The sequence below is a fragment of the Bradyrhizobium sp. genome (assembly GCF_017881085.1).
In the GTDB taxonomy this organism is placed as follows: Bacteria; Pseudomonadota; Alphaproteobacteria; order Rhizobiales; family Xanthobacteraceae; genus Bradyrhizobium.
Genome location: NZ_JADGRI010000079.1, coordinates 1 through 17521 on the forward strand (window position 1 = coordinate 1; position 17521 = coordinate 17521).

Genomic DNA, 17521 nt, shown 5'->3' on the forward strand with positions numbered 1-17521 from the left:
CTTGCGGCCTTTGAGCACGAACGGGCTCAGATCCAGCGACGGGCGGCTGGTCAGAGCCGCCCGTTCGCACATTCTGCCAGATTTTGCAGACACAAGAGCTCGAAGGAAGCCGTTAAAACCATTGCGTGCGGGGATGCCGGGTGATTTCCGGTGCGACCGCTGTGAATACTCGTGTGCATCTTTAACTACCCCCAGCGCACACGAGGCTGCGGGTGCACTGGGCACCCGGCATTCCCCACGCCCTCTTTCGGGGCGGAAGGTTTTGCAAAACTCGGGCGTATCGCGCCGCGAGATCGCGAAGGCGTATCAACCGTCGTTTCGCGCTCGGCGACTTGTCCGCCGTAGCTCCATGAGCGAAGGCGGAAGCCATCCACCCTTCTTTCTTCTTTGCTGTTTGACAATTGAATCAGCTCTTATGAAGAGGCTCGTCATGCGCGAACCACTGCTTTCGTTCTTCTGCAACGCGCAGGGCGGACCCGCGCGGCGCAACCCGCTATTCACGTCCACGTGAAAGGTATGATTCGCCGCATCGATACCGCCTGTCGCGACATCCGGAACATTACGGAGCGACGAGCGGGCCCGAATCTGGCATGATCTCTGCATCAACTTGAGTAACCGGGTAAATCCTTATCAGCGAAGGACACCATGCTCATTACTCTCGTCGCCGTTCTCTGCAATGGCCAGCTCTGCCTGGAGAAAGTCGTCACCAACAGCGATCAGTCGGGAATCACCATGGCCGCCTGCACGGTGCAGGGGCAAATCGGTATTGCCGACTGGCTCGCCCATGGCCCGTACCATGAGTGGAAGTTGCAAAGGTACAAGTGCGTCATGGGCAAATACATTCCCAAGAACGACATCTGACAACAACGACATCTGAATTGCGCGCCAGCTTCTCCTTAAGGGAGAGGCTGGCTCCGCGGCGCGAAATTCGCCCCCGCGAAACGCCTGACCCGGCGGTCGGACCAGGGCTGATTCAACCCGTCCGGGTAGCGGCTGCCCTCTATTCCTGCGAGTTCAGGCTTTCACGCGTCAGCAGGAGATCGAGTCGATCGGCAGAATACACTTGCCCGCTCGGGTCCGTGATCGAAACTGCAAAACCATCCGCCACGAGCTTGCGGGCCAGCGCCAACGCAATTTCGGCACTGGACCGGAAGTCGGTGGTCCGGCGATTGTCTTTTGCCGACTCGATGATGAACGTCATGTCGCCCGCATTCCCCTTCAACAGCGCCGCCGAGCGCAGCCATTCAGCAAGCTGAACGGGACCTGGATCGGTTCGGAATTTCGCGGCGCGTGCGCATTGCGCGCGGCCACTCGACAATCTATCGAAGAAAATCATACCGCCAACAAGTTACTATTGACCACGCGGAGGCGCCGCCCTACCCATATTGGGCAGGGCTAAATGTCTTCGTTCGCGCAAATGGATTTGGAATGGCCGGCAAGAGCAAGGACGGCAAGACCGCAACGGATCGGGCCCGCACCATCTCCCGCCATTCGCTGGCCTACATGCTGTGCGCGATCAGCGAGATGTTCCGCTTCTATGACGACTTCGATCCGCTGGACCTGCTGATCATCCATGCGGTGTTGAACGCCAACGTGATCCCCGTCATGAAAGACCCCGAGCTTGATCGCCAATTCGGCAGCGTGGAGGCGGTCGAGCCCGACGCGATCAAGCAGGGCGTTTCGCGCGCCGCGCTCTCCCGTTTCCTGGCGATGCCGATCGAGACCGTACGCCGACGGGCCAATGGATTGAAGAAGAAAGGCATTCTTCGCGACACCGATGATGGATTGATCGTGACCGAGGCCAATCAGTTCAAGTTCGGCAACAATCACAAACTGCAGAACACCAATATTCTGCTGGTGCGGAAATTCCTGCGCGACTTGACGGAATCCGGCATCGACGTCCCGCGCGGCGTTTGAGGGAGCGGCCGGGCCCGGCCACGCCGCCCCGCTTTTCAGGCGCCTTCTTTGGGTAGCCCTGCCCGGCCAAGTCTGGTAATCGAGACCCTCGCACGCGCTCGTAGCTCAGCTGGATAGAGCATCGGACTTCGAATCCGAGGGTCGGGAGTTCGAATCTCTCCGAGCGCGCCATTTCGGTCCGGCGATTAAGCCCATGACTTCGGCAGGCTCTCGAAGAATTCCAAGGCGAAATGCGAACAGCGCTCGAAACAGGCAGATTAGCCGATCATCGAGCGCGGGGCCACGATAGATCGTCGGACAGCACATAGATCGTGATCGCCGCCAAACACAGCAAAACACCCACCCAAAATAGCGGAGAATGATGAATGCGTCTCCAATCGCGCCGCCGAACCGAGGGCTTTGCTTCGCTTCGCCGATCTTCATCACTCCGCATCCCTCTTCAGGCCGGCGGACCCGGGATCCGGTCCAACGAGCCCATTGATAAAGACTTACGCAAGGATGCCGACGATCAGAACGATACAGGCGGTCGAGGCGTTTTCAGCGCACGCGTCGCGCGCCCAAGAACCGCATTAACTTTTTCTTAACCATAAAGATGCAGCTTAGCTGCTTCGGGCGAGCACCTGCGTTCTTGACCCGATTCGTGTTTTTTATCGTTCATCCTTTTGGGCGACGGGCGGTGCTCGTGGGGGCTCGATGGAGTAACGGTATGTCTCGGCGTAAGGTCCAAGCAGACAACAATTTGCTTTCAGCGTTCGCGTCGATAATTGGCGGCGCCTTGGGCGTCGGCCTTCCGATGGCGGTTGTGATTATTTGGGCTTGCTCCTGAGTTGCTCGGGAGCCCATGGGTGCCCGCGCGGGCGGATGTAACCCCGCGAACACCTGCGGGGCCTCGGAGCGATCCGAGGCCTTTCTTTTTTGCGGCCCGCCAGGCTTGAAGGCTACCGTCGCCTACGCGACTTGGGGCGTGGCCGGCTTGGCATGAACGACAAGTTTTTCCTCGGCGAAAAACTGGAGTGCGCCGTATCCTTCCGTGTCAACGGCGTATCGAAACTTGCCGTCAACGGTTGAGAAGACGGCGACGACCTTACCGCCCTCATGGTCGTCCGCTACATTGTCGACTTGCTCGCCAATCGCAAATTTTGCCATCGAGACGCCCTCGGGAATCATTGGTGCGATTATATCGCCACGAATGCGTTAACGCTTTTCAACTAGGGGCTCGATCAGAGTCCCCCCAAATTTGGTCGACGGCTGTGGTATTCATGTCTCATCGCTTGCGACCTCGCCACGCGGTTCCTCATCAAACCAATGCCTAATGAAAAAGCAGCCAGCTCTGAATCTCTCGCCAACAGCCTGAATTGATTCACTTTCCGTGATGGCGGGGCTTGTCCCGGCCATCCATCCACGTTTTTCCGGCGCGATGCTGCAAAGATGGGCAATCGCGCCGATCGCGCTCGGTGCCTGTTGCCAATGCGCAACTAATTTTTTGTTCCTGCTGTGGAACCGCACATTTCAATTTACGCGCCGTTGGAAGCGCCTTTAGATTTTCTCACCGGGCCGGACTGCATTTTAAAAACACTGATTTTTTGAACCCGGCAGGCTGCAGGCGATGCCTGCGGTCCATTTTTCGGAGGCTTTTTCGAAATGCTCTTCGATGTGATCATCACTCTGGTTCTCTTCAGCGCTCTTTCCCGGCTGACCCGACGGCGCGGCGACGTGCTTTACTACGTTTCAAACACCCCTTGGCGGGGCTCGATTGAACAAAGCGCATCACCGCGCCGGATCGGTCGTTCAACCAGGCCTGGCCGCAAACTCCTCAGCGTAGCGACACGCTAGACCGCCAAGGGCAAACAGACATGCGGATGTTCCTGGCTTTTCTGATCGTTCTCGGCGCGATTTATTTCTGGGACGCCAATTACAACAACGGAATTTTCATGGACGGGGCGAAACGGTTGCTGCGGGATATCGAGCACCATATCCGGTAGCGGCGGAGGCGGTACGGGGCCATCCTCATTTCGTGCCTCGGCCCACCGGAGAGCGATCCGGCTGGGAACGTGCCGTGACTCCAGGAGCGCCCTCGACGGCGGTTCAGGTCGTCTGCGCGAAGGTCATCGCGCCGCCAGCTGCCGCTTTCGGTCGCCTCCATTTGGGGGGCTTTTCCGGAAGATATCCTGATCGATTGCGATGTGATGGTCGGCTCCTGTCGTCCGATCGTCACGGTCTCCCAGGAAACTTTCAACTTGAATCCAGGCCTGGAAATCGATATCGAATTGAATTCAATTCAATGCCTGGTTCAAATGATCACGACGATCGGGACGCGAGAACGATTGATCCGGGCGGCCGAAAAGGAGCTCATCCGAAGCCATGGGCATCTGGAGATGCAGGCCGTCGCGAAGCGGGCGCAGGTTTCGGTCGGGCTGGCCTATCACCACTTCGGATCGAAGGCCGGCCTGATCGCCGCCGTTGTTGAAGCGTTCTACAACCGCCTCGATGAAGTGGCTTTTAAGGACGTGGGGCGACCCTCGGAGGGCTGGGCCGACAGGGAAAAGCGGCGGATAGCCTCCTATGTCGCCTTCCACTACGACCACCCGTTCGCTCCGCTTGTCATCGGGCCGTTGAGCCGCGCACCCGAAGTCCTGGATGTCGAGACCGCCTTCACCAACCGACAGCTTGCCGGCGGCGCGCTGATGCTCCAGGCGGCCCAGCGTCACGGCATCGTTCCCGATCACATCGACCCTCATCTCACCATCGCGCTAATGATCGGCGGAATTCGCCAGGCCCTGATCGATGCCTTGATGAGCAAACAGCGACCCGATCCCGGCAAACTCACGGATGAAATCTGGGCCTTCATGGCCGGAGCCCTGCGCCTGCCGCCAGGCTCCGGCGTCGAAACAGCGGCCGTGACAAGATCGCCAGACGTTCGGCAGCCAGCAAAGCGTTTTCATGCGAAGTGGAAACTGGTTCGCGTCAAGAAAACGCGTCAAGTCAACAATTTGGAGCCCCGTCTCGATTCCATCGAAACGGACAAGGCTCCCGCCAAGCATCGTCAGAGGTGACATGGCCTTGTCCGACCCTCGCGACTTTCACGCTCCGCAATCGTCCTACACAAGGGAGGATCTGCTCAAATCGAGCCAGGGCGGCTATTTCGGCCCCGGCAATGCCCAGCTACCGGCACCGCCCATGCTGATGATGGACCGGATCGTCGAGATCAGCGTGATCGGTGGCGAATTCGGCAAAGGCCATGTCATCGGTGAGCTGGATATCACGCCGAACCTTTGGTTTTTTGACTGCCACTTTCCCGGTGACCCCGTGATGCCCGGATGTCTGGGTCTGGACGCCATGTGGCAGATCATCGGCTATTGGCTTGGCTGGTCGGGCTCACCGGGCAAGGGCCGCGCCGTCGGCGTCGGCGAGGTCGAGTTCCGAGGGGATATAACGCCCGCCGTCAAGCGCGTGCGCGACGAGGTCAATATGCGCCAGGTAAGGCGCGGCAAACTGGCTCTTGGAATTGCGAATGGCAGCGTGTTTGCCGATGACGCCTGCGTATATCTCGCCAGGGATATGAGGGTCGGACTGATAGCGTCCGCGATCTGAAATGCAGTCCGGCGGCGGACAGCGCGATCCGAACCATGCAATCAGACCGCGTCATCCGTGGTCGGCTCGGACTTGATGTCGGGTGCAGGGCCTATATCGGGTGCTGTGCCTATCGTGGCCGGCGCCGCGATCCTTTGCTTCAGTTCGTTGCAGGTCTTGCGGACCTCCGCAGTCACCAGCGAGCAGTTCTCGATCTGAAAGAAGACGCGCTTGGCTTCCTCGCGGTAGCGCCCTGCGGTTTCCTTCAACTCTTCGGTCACGGCGAGCGCATCGCGGGCGGCCGCCTCGCATTGCCTGACGAGGTCAATCAGATCGGTGCCCATCGCCTCGATCTCCTTTGCCGCTGCTTCGTATTCGCGAACGACGGCCTCCGCCGACAGCTTGCCGATTTCCGTCGCCCCGTCGCGATGCTCGACGTAGTCCGGTATCGCCATCGAGGGCGCGTGGTGGACCGGTGGCCTGCCTCGAACCTCCGCCTCGATTTCGCGCTCCATATCAGTCAGGAGCCGTCCCATTGTTGACCGCACCATCGCCAGTACTCCCTCCGTTGAAAAGTCGGGGCAACGGTTTGGTGCTAAGCGCTCTGGAGAACCGCGCAACAAAACTCATGGGTTAAGCTTGCCTGTTAAGCTTGCTGGTTAAGCTTTATGTCCACGCGGCGGGTTAATTCTGGAACCGTGATCCCGGCATGCCCTTCAAACCGGATCTCGCCTCGCCGGGGTACGCTTGCTGTCGGCCGCACCTTCCGGCCATCCAGAAAATTCGCGGGGCCTGTGGAGAGATCGCCCGCAGAATTCTTGCCACGAATCAGCCTTACGTCGGGTGTCGACCGTGCCTCGCGGGCCAAAGGGGGATGGTCAGACCCGGCGCGTGTCGTCCGTAACTCACCGCGCGCCGGGCCGCTGACCCCTGTCGGGAGCCGACGACGTAACCCCCATTGGTTTACGTTAACATCTGAAATTCCTTGCCCGCCGCGCATCGCGCCGTATCACTTCCACGGTGTATTGACGGCCTGTTTTCATGAGACCGCGCTCATATCCACAACATCCGATCGCCGATGGACTATCACGCGTTCACGAACGACACCCTCGCCATGATGTACTTTGGTGCTCGTGGGGCATTGGCTGCTGACGACGAACTTTCCCGGCTGGGCGAAGAGGCACGGTTTCGCGTGCGAGAGACCGCCGAGTGGAAGAAGCATGCAGCCGCTCTCGAAGCGGAAATGCTCAAACGTGGAATGGTGTTCGACCTGATCGAATGGTCGGGAGATCGCTGAAAGAGCGCGTCAGCGAACAACAATCAAAACGGGTCGCCGACAGGATGTGCGGCGACGTCACGCGCGTCAGCATCACGATGACGCCGGGGCGACGGCCACCGGTGACCGGGGCTGCCTCATCTTGGTGCGGTGCACCCCGTTTATCCGGGCGCGCCGCCCGGGGGAGCGACACCGCGTTCCCATCGAGGCTATGCGGCGTCTTTGGTCGCAATCGCCTTGCGCATGTCGACGCCCAATTCGCGATAGTGCAAGGCGAGCCGCAAATACAGTTCGCGCTTGGCCGCATCGCTCGCCAGCTTGGCAATCAGTTCGCATTCGGCAGCGAGGGTTTCGAATCGTTCCAGTTTCCCTTCAAGGTCGGTCATGGCAGCGCATTCTCCAAACGCTACTGAAAACATTTGGAAGGTTACGCCGGTGAATTACGTCACGGCGAACATCGTTATTCGCTAGAACTATTTTTGCTTGCCCGCGGCCCTCCCCGAGGGGGTTAGCAGATACCGATGACGGGGCGCGCGTGACGAAGCCCCCTCGTCCGGGCCTCGCCACGACGAAAGGTCCATGCCCCTGGGCGCGCCAACAGGTTTCGACCGCGCGATCCATCAGCCACAGGCTCGATGTGCCGCCGAATCCCTTTCGTCAGATCATCTTCTCGATGTTCAGCCGAACCCGGTGGTCGGCTGAACTGATGTTGGTATTTACACCTACAAATAGAATGCCGATGCCTCGCCTCGAGGTCGTCGAGCCCGGCCGGGCACGTAGTAGCTCATGCAACGAGGATTTTGATTCCCCACCACACGACGACGATCGCAGAGATCAAGCTGGCAGCGGTCAAGGCAATTTCCAACAAATGATGTTTCATTTGCTTTACTCTGGCTGCCTACCCCGACCGCAAATCTAGGTGATTCTACGACGTGGGCGCAACCTGTGGCGCACGCACGCTTCTCCACGCCACCTTCCCGGCTATCGGCGGGCGGCTTCGCGATCCCGGGGTTGACCGGCCCCGTCTGGCGTCAGCGGAGCGCCGATCGCGATCGCGCAAACATGTTTCATCGACACCGCTCCAAGAAACAATTCGCCATTGAATTTGAAACCATTTTGCTCGGCCCGTGAAAACATGCCGAAACCAGGACTTGGTACCAAGCTGGCCAGCAACTCAACCGGAGGAGATTGCCATGAATGCGATTTCAAACGTTCTTCCGCACGCGGTTACCAAGGCGAGAACCGATAGCAATTCGTTCAAGACGATCATGTTGTTCTGTTGTCTAGGTTTAGTTGCTTCACTGCTGCTGGCAACCGCCGGAGTGGATTTGGGCGTTGGCTCGTACTGAACGCCCGCAGCGTTTTTCGCCGCTCGTCCGATCGTCACTCAAAGGGCAGCATCTCCTGCCCATCCGTCCAATCGATGACCTCGAAGAACATTCCACGCCTGAGCATTTCCGTCTCAAGCTCCGAGGCGTGCTTTTTCCAGTCCGGCGTTTCACGAACCCGAAACCTCGGCTCCTCGCCGAGAGCGCGGAGTGAATCGTCTGCCCCCAGTGCCCCACGGATGCCCTCATACATCATGGTGAGGCTGTCGTTCGTGAACGCCTGATAATTCATCGGGGCCCACCCTGCCCTGTGAAACAGCCGGCACCGGGTCGATACCAGCGACGGCACTTGCCTAGCTCCTGTGACCATCAGAGAAATGGTCCGGCATCATGCTGGGCCAAAGCGGTTAATTCAGGGTTCCCGAACCCGTCTTCGCCAAATAGCCGATCAGACTGGCCGTCAAATCGCCAAGACTGAGCACTATTGGGCAGCGCCCGCGTCCAAAAGCTGCAAACTCGGGTATCGCCGCGCGGAGCGTACTCGGCATTTACCGGTGACAGAGAGTGTTGTGCTCCCGCCTATCAAGGGAGTGGCAGAATGCCCGCATATCAAAGCATCCCCGAGTTTGACCTGTCCGAAAAATATCACCTGAAAGCGGTTGGGTGCGAGCGGCAGGCCGAACACGCCACCGACCAACCCACCGAGCAGGAATGGCGAGAACTCGCGGCGCAGTGGCATTCGATGGCGGATCAAGCGGCCACCATGTCAGGCGAGGCCTCACGGGCCGAATTCTTCCGGTAGTCCGGCGGGAAATTCCGTGCAATGGCGTGCACCGACGCCCCTCGACAGCACTTCCCGTTAGGCGCAGCCTGCGATTCGTCATGACCCCTTGGAGGTCACGACGCGGAAGCCGAACATATCAAACCGTCGGACATGCGGCATTAAATCAGTTGGCGGTCTGCAAGGCCGGGTGCTCTCTGATTACCATTCGCGCGGGCGACTGCCACCTGCCAGGGACGCATGTTTGTGCAGGTTCCCCTGGAACAGCCGGCGCGATCGAAGGTTGGTGTCCTGTTCCATCGAAGGAGAGGACACTATGAAGAAGTATTTGCTTGTTGCAGCGGCTGTCGGCGCCCTCGCGGGGCCGGCCGTGGCGGATGAAGTCGGCGTTCGCGTCGGTCCGGTTGGCGCTGGCGTAACCGTCGGCGAAAGCCACCGCGACTACGACCGGGACCGTGATCGCGATCATACTACGGTCATCAAGGAGCATGAACCCCGCGACCGCACCACCATCATCAAGAAGGAGCATGGCGACGGCACCGAAAGCAAGACCGTCATCCATCACGACAACGACTAGGACCATTCCCGTTTCGGTGCCGTCGAAACGGGGCCCTGGATTTTTGGTTGACGCGTTTTCCTAGAGCGAACCGGTCTCCGGTTCGCTCTAAAACGCTTTGGTCTGGCTACCTGCGCACCTTCACCTGGAAGCGCGCGGGCCCGACTCGAATAGGCTGGCCGGCCCGGCTTCGATGATCAGGAAATAAGCCGGCCTCCCGACTTTCACGCCAACAGCTGCTTCTCGATTTCATGGACCGGCATCTTGACGAGGTCCTTGTGCAGCTCGCTGTGAATCGCCTTTTTTACCGCGGCCGAATAATCCGCCCGGATCATGCCGAGCGCGCGCGGCGAGGCTACCATGGTCAGCGACGTGGTTTCACCTGTGGTGACGGCAAGGTTGAGCCGCTCAGCCAGGGTCTTGAGGAAAGTGCGTTCAGCCTCATCATGCCAGTCGGTCTGCTCGATCGAGCTTCGCGCGCCGCCCATCGACTGGTGCACGCTGCCCGGAGGAGAGCTGCCTTGCGCCGACGTGGACTGATCGGGATGCTGGTGCACTTCCTTGGTGTGCAGGTTCGGGAACATGCGGTCGCCGATATTTTCCAGGATCAGCGCCTTGCGGCCATCACAGACAACGATCCAGTCACCCGTGCCGATTTTGATTTTTGTCATTAAAGAAGCTCCAAAGGAAGTCAGTCCTGATCGTGGGGTTTCGAGAGGGGATCAAAGATGCTCCTCGAAATCCTCGAAGGATTTGCCGAACTGCGACAAGGCCTCTTCGAGATAATCCGCAAGCATCGGCGTCCCGATCAAATAGGAGGCGGTGCGGTTGTTGTGGGCGCGCGCCGCCTCCGCGCGCAGTTCGCTCCAATTGTCGAGATCGCCGTCGCCGCGGCCGAGCCACATCAGGGCCACGAGATCGATTTGCTCGTCGACGTTCAGCCCGCGAATGAAGCCGGAAAGTTCGGAGCGATCGGTCTCCTTGCTATGGTCCTCGACCCCGTAGACGCCATCATCGTCGCTCAGATCGGTCACAAGATCCGACTCGGCGGCCTTGCTGTCGGATTGACGCGCCTTGGCGACGATGAAAAACGCCTTGTCCGGCGAGATCGACAGGTTCGGAATTTTCGGCATGCCGTACACCTCCTGAGGGCAGGCGTAAGCCCTTTTTCCCAATTGTAACAAATGCAAGACTAGGAGGTCCCGACAGGGGGCACTTTGCGCAAGATCAAGGCAATGACCGGTCAAATCGTCCCGGCCGCCCGGCAGTCTCAGGATCGGCTCAGGCGCTGGCCGGTCGGCTCACCAGGTATTGTTGCCGAACAGGCTGAATTGCGGCTGCTGCGCCACCATCATAACCGGCGGGGCTGCGGGCCGCCGGGCAATCCTGCGTTTTCGCTGCACCGGCTTTTCCGTCTTCTTGGGATCCGTTAGTTGCAGCTGGGTTTGATTGGGCTGCAACTGCGCGAAAGAATCGCGTACCCCCGCCTTCGTCGAGGCGTCGGCCACCGCTGCGGGGAGCGGGACGCTGGCTATGGTGGTTGGTGCGGGAACGATGGTCGGCTGATTGGTGTCGAAAACGACGCGCTCGGGCCATTTGCGCTCGGAATGAATGCGGATGGTCGATCTAGCGAAGCCTGCATCCGCCCTCACCTCGTCGGGCGTTTTCGGCAAATACGCATTCGAGACAAACAGCAGCGCGAGCAGCGCGCCGCCGACAAAAACGAAATATCGCAGCAAAGGCATTTCGAGGCGTCGCTCCATCCGCGCGAACGCACGGATCGTCAGCTTAACTGGGTACGACGCGATTGGTTCCTAGGGCCGCGCGGCGGAGATAACAACGAAGTTACCGCTTCGTTACCGCCCCGCCCTGTTGTTGAGCGTGATCTTCTCGGAAGCGCCCGCTCCCCATTTTTCGGGATCATGCTCTAGATGTGGCTGGCCGCAATCAGGGAGCACTTTGCCTTGCTGGCATTGACGTTGACGAAGCCGACATGCGTGCCGGCGAAGGTTTTCCGGCTTCGCTTGTCGACGGTGTCGTGAATCACGCGCGAGCGGTCGGTCAAATGGCTGCCGTCCCGCCGGCTGAAGGCGCAGGAGATCGCGATATCCCTGACCGCGTAGTCGTTGTTGTTGCGAAGCGTGAACGTGATCAGGGCCTTCGATCCCAGCCCGCCCCTTCGCCAGTACTGCGACGATATCTTCAGGCCGTCGACCGGCGCGGTTTCCGCGGGCACGACCGCCTCGCCTCCCGCGGTCGGCGGCTGGGACGCAGGCACCGAATTCGCGGGAGCGGCAGCTGAAGACGGCGCGGGGTCGGCCACGACGGCCGTCGCCAGGCCGACCGGTTCGCTCTCAGCCGGCTTGCTGGCATAGCCGGCCAGCAGCGTCCACGCTCCGAGACCGGCGATCAGCGCGACCGGCAGCCAGACAAATGCGGACCTGAAATAACTTACCGGGCTGTTCACCAGCCAACCCGAGAAGGTGCCACCGGCCCCGGTCAATTCGATGCGGGAAAGCTCTATGCTCATCGTCGTGCCACCGAAGTCTTGCCACCGAAAGCCGGCGAAACAGACATCGCTTGCTGCGCCGCATCGTAAAAAAGCCGCGCGGGCATTACACCGCACGGCTCCAAACACGACTGCCGATTACGCGGTTCCGCCGCTGTCTCACCAATGGACGAGTCGGGTGATCGTTCCACCCAAACGAGACAATATTGGGACCTGAAGGCGGCCCGGGTCAGCCGAGGCGGATGGCCAAGGGGATGGCAATGCGCAAAGGCGGCCGCTAAAATTCTTCGGCCGTGTCAGGCCGCGGCCAAGCATGGCGTCTGGCGACGCCCAACAAGCCAACGGGAGATGGAAATGCCGATAGTCACCTGGGATCACGTTCACCTGCGCAGTCCCGATCCGGAGGCGACTGCGGCCTGGCTCGAAGACATTCTCGGCGGCGTGATCATCCGCGGGCCCGGACGGATCGACGTCAAGCTTGGCGGCGCCAACGTGTTCATCGCGCCGGTTACGGCAGGCGACGGCGTCAACACCCCGCCGGTGACTCCCTATCAAGGGCTCGACCATTTCGGACTGACCGTGAAGGATATCGACGCGGTGGCCGCCGAGATCAAGGCCAAGGGCGTGGAGTTCACCAAGGAACCGACGACGATCCGGCCCGGTGTCCGCATCTGCTTCCTCCGCGGGCCGCAAGGTATCTCGATCGAGCTCCTGGAGCGCGACAAGAAATATGCGTAAGGCCGCAGAGGATCAGGTCATGCTGCCGGGCAGAAAGCAGCGGATATAGAGCCCGCCTACGCCATCGCGGATCGGCCAGACCATGGTTCGGCCGATCCGGTTCGGCTCGGTGATGACGGCTTCGTCGGGCACGTTGACCCATTCGCCGTCGATGCGCACACGGTAGTGGCCGTTGCCGCTTTCCCAATCGGCATCGCTGATCGCGCTGCCGTCGGCGTCGGAGCAGCATGGCCCCTTCTGGCTTTTCAGCGCGTTGAACCACGCCCTCAGTTCGGGGGTGGTGTTGGCAAACTGGCCGCGGTCGCGGGCGTGCCCGAGTTGCGACGCCAGCCCCAGCGACAGCACCGCAAAGCCGATGATCAACGGCGCTCTCCAGCGCCCTGACCTGCCTTGCGCTTGTTCCAGGCCTCTATCGTCCCAGTCGTCGTCACTCCATGCACGCGGCGCACCGCCGCCGGAATCGATCCAGTTGCTCACCTGTCCTCTGCTCCAGCACCCACCGGCCGGTGTAAAGCTAAGAAAGCATTTCGCGTGCCAACTTTCCGCTTACTAGGTCGCCGTCATGCCAACGTCACAAGACATGGCTGGGATAATAGATTGCTCGCATGACGCGCGCGGTCACTCTGCCGCGTTGACGCTGCGCATGCGTTTGGCATACCAAACCACCGACTCCCGCCGTGACGGAGGTCCTAACCGGTCACATCATGAAAAACGGTCTGTATTCGATCCACGTCAGCCTGCAGGACGGACGAACCGGCAAGGGCAGCGGCGTGATCATGTTCCGGGAGGGCAGGATCCTCGGCGGTGACGCCTATTTGTTTTACACTGGCACCTATACGAGCAAGGGCGATACCTTCAAGGGCGAGGTGCTGGTGCAGCGCCATACCTCCAGCCCCGATGCCAATCCGCTGTTCGGCGGGCCAAGCCCGGTCGGCATCGGCGTCTCCGGCACCTTCACCGATACGGCCGCGGTTATGGACGGGACGGCGCTGGTCGGCAAACACAGCCAGATCTTCAAGGCCACTTTGCGCAAACTGGCCGACATCGATTAGCTGGCAAGCCCGCTACTCCGCGGCCTGCTCCAGCGGCGCCACCCGCGGCAGGATGATCTGGATCCTCGTGCCGCTGCCGGGCTCGGAGTCGAGGTCGAGTCGGCCGCCCAGCCGGTTGGTCACGATCGAGTAGACGATGTGCAGGCCGAGCCCGGTGCCGCCCTGGTCGCGGCGGGTGGTGAAGAACGGATCGAAGGCGCGGCGGCGGATGTCGAGCGACATGCCGCAACCATTGTCGGAAAAGATGATCTCGACATTGTCCTTGCCGGACTCCCGCACCTGGATATCGACCGCGCCCGGCTTGCCGTCCGGGAAAGCGTGCGCCACCGCATTGAGGAACAGATTGGTGAGCACCTGGCCGTAGGGGCCGGGATAGGAGTTCATGACGAGATTGGGCTGGCAGTCGACGTTAAGCGCCAGGTTGTGTTTTCGCAGGCCCGGACGCAGGCTCATCACCACCTGCTCGGTGAGATCACCCAGATCGAAGACGCGCTGATCGCTGTAATTGCGGTCGGCGGCGACCTGCTTGAACGAGGTGATCAGTTCGGCGGCGCGGTTGAGATTGGCCACCAGCTGCGAGGAAGCATCGCGGCAGGCTTCGAGAAAGTCGTTGAGGCTGGACCGCCTGAGATCGCCGCGCGCGACCTCGGCGATGAACAGGGCGGTCTTGCGTTCCAGCGACGAGGCTACCGTCAGGCTGATGCCGACGGGGTTGTTGACCTCGTGGGCGACGCCCGCCACCAGCCGGCCGAGGGCCGCGAGCTTTTCCGCCTCGATCAGCGATTGCTGGGTCTCCCGCAAATTACGCAGCGCCGCTTCCGCGGCATCCTTGGCCTTGCGCATCTCCGCTTCGCCGCGCTTGCGCTCGCCGATATCGAGCGCCACCGTGACGATGCTCTCGATTTCGCCGTCGGCGTCGAGCAGCGGAAGCTTGTTCACCAGCCAGTGCCGCAGATTGCCGGATGAATCCAGATATTCCTCTTCGTAGAATCCAAGCCCTGTGCCCGCCGCCAGCACACGCTTGTCGTTCTCGTCAGTCTTCTGCGCCCCATAGCGCGACATCAGGTCGGTGGTGGTGCGGCCGATGGCCTCGCCGGGCTCGACGCCGAAGATACCGGCCATGTAGCGGTTCATCAGGATATAGCGGAGCTGCTTGTCCTTGACGTTGATGACGGCCGGCACGGTGTCGATCACCTGCTGCAGCAGCCTTCGGCCTTCGGCGACCGCATCCTCGGCGCGCTTCTGATCGGTGATGTCGCGCACCGTCCCTTCATAGCGGACGATCTCGCCGTTTTCGTCGCGCACCGCGGTGGCGCTGTCGGAGAGCCAGAGTACCGTGCCGCCGCGCCGGTGCGCTTGATATTCGAATTCGCGGACCATGCCGTCGCGCTGCATCAGGTGCTGGTATTCCGCGCGCGCCTCCGGATGCACGTAGATGGTCTGGCTGATATCGCCGATGCCGCGGATCAAATCCTCCGGCGTGTCGTATCCCATCATCCGCGCCAGCGCCGGATTGGCATTGAGCAGCGCGCCAGCCGGCGTCGTCACATAAATCCCGTCGACCGAGCCTTCGAACAGCTTGCGATAGCTTTCCTCGGCGAGCCGCTGCTCGGCCAGCGCACGGACCGCGGCTTCCCGCGCGGTATCGGCGTCCGCCAGGGTGCGGCGGAACACTTCGGCGGCGCGCGCGATGTCGCCGATCTCGTTGTTCACGTCGGTCAAGGGGATCGAGGCGTCCTTCTCGCCTCCGGCCAGCGCGCGTATCGAGGTCGCGATCGACGCCAGCGGACGCACGGTACGGCGGACCACGAACAGCGCCGCGAAAATCCCGATCAGTACGCCGGCCGTGCCGAGCACGATGCTCTGCCATTTGGCCTCGGCAAGAGTCCGCGCGAAGTCGCGCGACAGCACCCGCCCCCGCCGCGCGCTGAGTTCGCGCAGCAGTTCGGTGACACGCCCAATCAGCCGGCCCTCGATACCCAGGACTTCCTTGTCGAGCTTGGCGATCTCGGCTTCCGTCCCCGAAATCGCCGTGATCGCGTCGGCATAGGCGTCGGCCGCGGCGCGCAGCGGAGGATCGTCGATCGGCAGCGCCCTCATACTCTGCGCCGACCGCTCCGCCGCATCGGGATCGTGCGCCAGCAGGGCGGCGGCGACCTGGTTCTGCGCCCGGAACAGGCTCCTGGCGGTAGCCCGCTCGGGCACCGCCGCGATCGCCGCTTCGAACCGTTCGCGCACCGGCGGCAACGCATCGATCAACTTCGCGCGGCGCGCGATCAAGGTGGTTACACGTTCGATACCCTCCCGGTAGTTTTGCAGCCGGGCGCTGACGCCGTCGATCATGTCCTGCTGCGCGGGCGCGAGTTCGAGCCGGGTCTTCTTCAGAAGCGCGGTCAGGGCGGAGGCCGCCTCGCCGACCCGGTCCGGCCGGGCGCCCTGATCGGTGACGAAATCGCGTGCCGCGAGCCGCAGTTCGTTCATGCGCCGGTCGATCTCTTCGGCGAGGTCGCCGACGCCCTGCAGCCGCTGCAGCTCGGCGAAGGTCGCGTCGAGGTGCCTGATCGCGATGACGCTCGCCATGCTGGTCGCCGTGATCACGGCCAGCAACAGCAGGAAGCTGCCAAAGGTCAGCTGACCGATCGACAGCGACTGCGATCGTATCCTTGCTAGCAATGCCGCGAATGCAGGTGACATGGTTATCGAGACCGGGCTCCAATCAACCGCCTATATACGACGTATTGGATGTCAGGGGGAACATGCTGGAGAGCACCCTACGGCCGGGGATGCCCACTCAGCTATGCTTGGGATCGCAGATTCCAGCGCCGCCGCGGATCGCGGCGCGGCCAGCGAAGTTCGAGCCCCCGAAATGGCCGGTTTCCGCCGGAAATCGGCCATTCGCCTGGGCAAATCGGAGGTTGGCCGGCTCTCGATCCGCTCTTCCGTGTCAATCCGCGGTGATGCCGGCGTCCTTGACGACCTTCGCCCATAGCGCGACGTCGGACTTGATGATGTCGGCGAATTGCGCCCGCGGTGCGCTCTTGGGTTCGCATCCGGCAAGGTCGAGTTTCTCGCGAACGTCGGCAGCGGCGAGCGCGGCCTCCAGCGCCAGGCTGATGCGGGTCACGATCGGCTCGGGCGTACCCGCGGTCACGACGATGCCGAACCACGGCGTTACCTGCGCGTCGGCATAGCCCTGCTCCGCCAAGGTCGGCACGTCGGGGAAATATTTCGAGCGGCCGTCGCTGATCGCGCCGATGATCCTGATCGAACCGGTCTGCACCTGCGCCAGGGCCTGGTTGGCGGACAGGAAGGTCGATGTGATCAGCCCGGAGGCGATGTCGGGCAGCATCTGCGGATAACCGCGATAGCCCACGCCGGTGACGTCTATACCGGCGAGCCGCTTGAACAGCTCAAAACCGAGATGGCCGGTCGAGCCCTTTCCGGGGTGGCTGTAATTCAGTGTGCCCGGCTTTGCTTTCGCCAGCGCCACATATTCGGCCACGGTCTTCACCGGCAGACTCGAGGGAACGACGAAGAAATTCGGCGCCCGGCAGATCTGCCCGACGGGGATGAAATCGCGTTGCGGGTCCCAGTGCAGGCTGTTGTACAGTGAGGGGCTGGTGCTGAAGAAGGTCGTCACCAGGAGCCATGTGTATCCGTCGGGCGTGGCGCGCGCGACCTCCTCCGCGGCGATCGAACCATTGGCGCCGGACTTGATCTCGTTGATGATCGAGCCATTCCACTGCGCCGCCATGTTCTGCGCGACGATGCGCCCGAACACATCAGCGACGCTG

General features: G+C 61.4%; 23 protein-coding genes and 1 tRNA gene. 12 read left to right on the forward strand and 12 right to left on the reverse strand.

Annotated features, from left to right (window positions below; genetic code table 11):
• The first annotated feature begins 645 nt into the window (after positions 1 to 645).
• Positions 646 to 861, forward strand: coding sequence for a hypothetical protein (locus tag QZ213_RS10135; RefSeq protein ID WP_291685931.1), 216 nt, complete (start codon positions 646 to 648; stop codon positions 859 to 861).
• Positions 862 to 1000: 139 nt separating this feature from the next.
• Here QZ213_RS10135 and QZ213_RS10140 read toward each other — a convergent pair whose 3' ends face one another.
• Positions 1001 to 1336 (reverse strand): hypothetical protein, encoded by a 336-nt coding sequence (locus QZ213_RS10140; RefSeq protein WP_291685932.1) that lies wholly within the window; start codon positions 1334 to 1336, stop codon positions 1001 to 1003.
• Positions 1337 to 1428: 92 nt separating this feature from the next.
• Here QZ213_RS10140 and QZ213_RS10145 point away from each other — a divergent pair, with 92 nt between their 5' ends.
• A complete protein-coding gene (locus QZ213_RS10145) occupies positions 1429 to 1917 on the forward strand; it encodes a hypothetical protein (RefSeq protein WP_291685933.1) in 489 nt (162 codons plus the stop codon).
• A gap of 94 nt (positions 1918 to 2011) precedes the next feature.
• A tRNA-Arg gene (locus tag QZ213_RS10150) sits at positions 2012 to 2088 on the forward strand.
• 777 nt (positions 2089 to 2865) lie between these two features.
• Here QZ213_RS10150 and QZ213_RS10155 read toward each other — a convergent pair.
• The gene (locus QZ213_RS10155; protein ID WP_291685934.1) at positions 2866 to 3063 is read right to left on the reverse strand and encodes a hypothetical protein; all 198 of its coding nucleotides are present in this window, start codon (positions 3061 to 3063) and stop codon (positions 2866 to 2868) included.
• 707 nt (positions 3064 to 3770) lie between these two features.
• Between QZ213_RS10155 and QZ213_RS10160 the strand changes: the two genes are divergently transcribed.
• From QZ213_RS10160 to fabA, 3 genes are all read left to right on the forward strand, one after another.
• The gene (locus QZ213_RS10160) at positions 3771 to 3899 is read left to right on the forward strand and encodes a hypothetical protein (RefSeq protein WP_291685935.1); all 129 of its coding nucleotides are present in this window, start codon (positions 3771 to 3773) and stop codon (positions 3897 to 3899) included.
• A gap of 204 nt (positions 3900 to 4103) precedes the next feature.
• A complete protein-coding gene (locus tag QZ213_RS10165; protein WP_291685936.1) occupies positions 4104 to 4970 on the forward strand; it encodes a TetR/AcrR family transcriptional regulator in 867 nt (288 codons plus the stop codon).
• 7 nt (positions 4971 to 4977) lie between these two features.
• Positions 4978 to 5508, forward strand: a complete 531-nt coding sequence (fabA, locus tag QZ213_RS10170) for a bifunctional 3-hydroxydecanoyl-ACP dehydratase/trans-2-decenoyl-ACP isomerase (protein ID WP_291685953.1) — start codon at positions 4978 to 4980, stop codon at positions 5506 to 5508.
• A gap of 41 nt (positions 5509 to 5549) precedes the next feature.
• On the opposite strand, the gene QZ213_RS10175 is transcribed toward fabA, so the two are convergent.
• Positions 5550 to 6038, reverse strand: coding sequence for a hypothetical protein (locus QZ213_RS10175; protein ID WP_291685937.1), 489 nt, complete (start codon positions 6036 to 6038; stop codon positions 5550 to 5552).
• A 527-nt stretch (positions 6039 to 6565) separates the two neighbouring features.
• Between QZ213_RS10175 and QZ213_RS10180 the strand changes: the two genes are divergently transcribed.
• On the forward strand, positions 6566 to 6784 hold the full coding sequence (locus QZ213_RS10180) for a hypothetical protein (RefSeq protein ID WP_291685938.1): 219 nt from the start codon (positions 6566 to 6568) through the stop codon (positions 6782 to 6784).
• A 188-nt stretch (positions 6785 to 6972) separates the two neighbouring features.
• On the opposite strand, the gene QZ213_RS10185 is transcribed toward QZ213_RS10180, so the two are convergent.
• A complete protein-coding gene (locus tag QZ213_RS10185; protein ID WP_291685939.1) occupies positions 6973 to 7149 on the reverse strand; it encodes a hypothetical protein in 177 nt (58 codons plus the stop codon).
• An 807-nt stretch (positions 7150 to 7956) separates the two neighbouring features.
• Here QZ213_RS10185 and QZ213_RS10190 point away from each other — a divergent pair.
• Positions 7957 to 8112, forward strand: a complete 156-nt coding sequence (locus tag QZ213_RS10190; RefSeq protein WP_291685940.1) for a hypothetical protein — start codon at positions 7957 to 7959, stop codon at positions 8110 to 8112.
• A gap of 34 nt (positions 8113 to 8146) precedes the next feature.
• Here the strand turns inward: QZ213_RS10190 and QZ213_RS10195 are convergent, their stop codons facing one another.
• Positions 8147 to 8383, reverse strand: coding sequence for a hypothetical protein (locus QZ213_RS10195; RefSeq protein ID WP_291685941.1), 237 nt, complete (start codon positions 8381 to 8383; stop codon positions 8147 to 8149).
• A 306-nt stretch (positions 8384 to 8689) separates the two neighbouring features.
• Here QZ213_RS10195 and QZ213_RS10200 point away from each other — a divergent pair, with 306 nt between their 5' ends.
• Together QZ213_RS10200 and QZ213_RS10205 are read left to right on the forward strand one after the other, a co-directional pair.
• On the forward strand, positions 8690 to 8893 hold the full coding sequence (locus tag QZ213_RS10200; RefSeq protein ID WP_291685942.1) for a hypothetical protein: 204 nt from the start codon (positions 8690 to 8692) through the stop codon (positions 8891 to 8893).
• A gap of 295 nt (positions 8894 to 9188) precedes the next feature.
• Positions 9189 to 9449 carry a hypothetical protein gene (locus tag QZ213_RS10205; protein ID WP_291685943.1) on the forward strand — a complete coding sequence of 87 codons (261 nt, stop codon included), beginning with the start codon at positions 9189 to 9191 and terminating at the stop codon, positions 9447 to 9449.
• A 203-nt stretch (positions 9450 to 9652) separates the two neighbouring features.
• Here the strand turns inward: QZ213_RS10205 and QZ213_RS10210 are convergent, their stop codons facing one another.
• The 4 genes from QZ213_RS10210 to QZ213_RS10225 all read right to left on the reverse strand — a co-directional run bounded on the left by QZ213_RS10210 (position 9653) and on the right by QZ213_RS10225 (position 11958).
• Positions 9653 to 10099 carry a host attachment protein gene (locus tag QZ213_RS10210; protein ID WP_291685944.1) on the reverse strand — a complete coding sequence of 149 codons (447 nt, stop codon included), beginning with the start codon at positions 10097 to 10099 and terminating at the stop codon, positions 9653 to 9655.
• A 51-nt stretch (positions 10100 to 10150) separates the two neighbouring features.
• Positions 10151 to 10561: a DUF3775 domain-containing protein gene (locus tag QZ213_RS10215; protein ID WP_291685945.1), complete on the reverse strand. Its 411-nt coding sequence runs from the start codon at positions 10559 to 10561 to the stop codon at positions 10151 to 10153.
• 168 nt (positions 10562 to 10729) lie between these two features.
• The gene (locus tag QZ213_RS10220; protein ID WP_291685946.1) at positions 10730 to 11173 is read right to left on the reverse strand and encodes a hypothetical protein; all 444 of its coding nucleotides are present in this window, start codon (positions 11171 to 11173) and stop codon (positions 10730 to 10732) included.
• 182 nt (positions 11174 to 11355) lie between these two features.
• Positions 11356 to 11958 (reverse strand): hypothetical protein, encoded by a 603-nt coding sequence (locus tag QZ213_RS10225; RefSeq protein ID WP_291685947.1) that lies wholly within the window; start codon positions 11956 to 11958, stop codon positions 11356 to 11358.
• A 333-nt stretch (positions 11959 to 12291) separates the two neighbouring features.
• Here QZ213_RS10225 and QZ213_RS10230 point away from each other — a divergent pair, with 333 nt between their 5' ends.
• Complete coding sequence (locus QZ213_RS10230) at positions 12292 to 12675, forward strand: VOC family protein (RefSeq protein WP_291685948.1); 384 nt, start codon at positions 12292 to 12294, stop codon at positions 12673 to 12675.
• Positions 12676 to 12687: 12 nt separating this feature from the next.
• On the opposite strand, the gene QZ213_RS10235 is transcribed toward QZ213_RS10230, so the two are convergent.
• Positions 12688 to 13152, reverse strand: coding sequence for a hypothetical protein (locus QZ213_RS10235; RefSeq protein ID WP_291685949.1), 465 nt, complete (start codon positions 13150 to 13152; stop codon positions 12688 to 12690).
• Positions 13153 to 13379: 227 nt separating this feature from the next.
• Here QZ213_RS10235 and QZ213_RS10240 point away from each other — a divergent pair, with 227 nt between their 5' ends.
• Entirely contained in the window at positions 13380 to 13727 is a 348-nt protein-coding gene (locus QZ213_RS10240) for a GrlR family regulatory protein (protein ID WP_291685950.1), read from the forward strand.
• Between the two features lie 12 nt (positions 13728 to 13739).
• Here QZ213_RS10240 and QZ213_RS10245 read toward each other — a convergent pair whose 3' ends face one another.
• Positions 13740 to 16421 (reverse strand): PAS domain S-box protein, encoded by a 2682-nt coding sequence (locus tag QZ213_RS10245; protein WP_291685951.1) that lies wholly within the window; start codon positions 16419 to 16421, stop codon positions 13740 to 13742.
• Between the two features lie 250 nt (positions 16422 to 16671).
• On the reverse strand, positions 16672 to 17521 hold an 850-nt coding region (locus QZ213_RS10250; protein ID WP_291685952.1), incomplete at its 5' end, for a tripartite tricarboxylate transporter substrate-binding protein.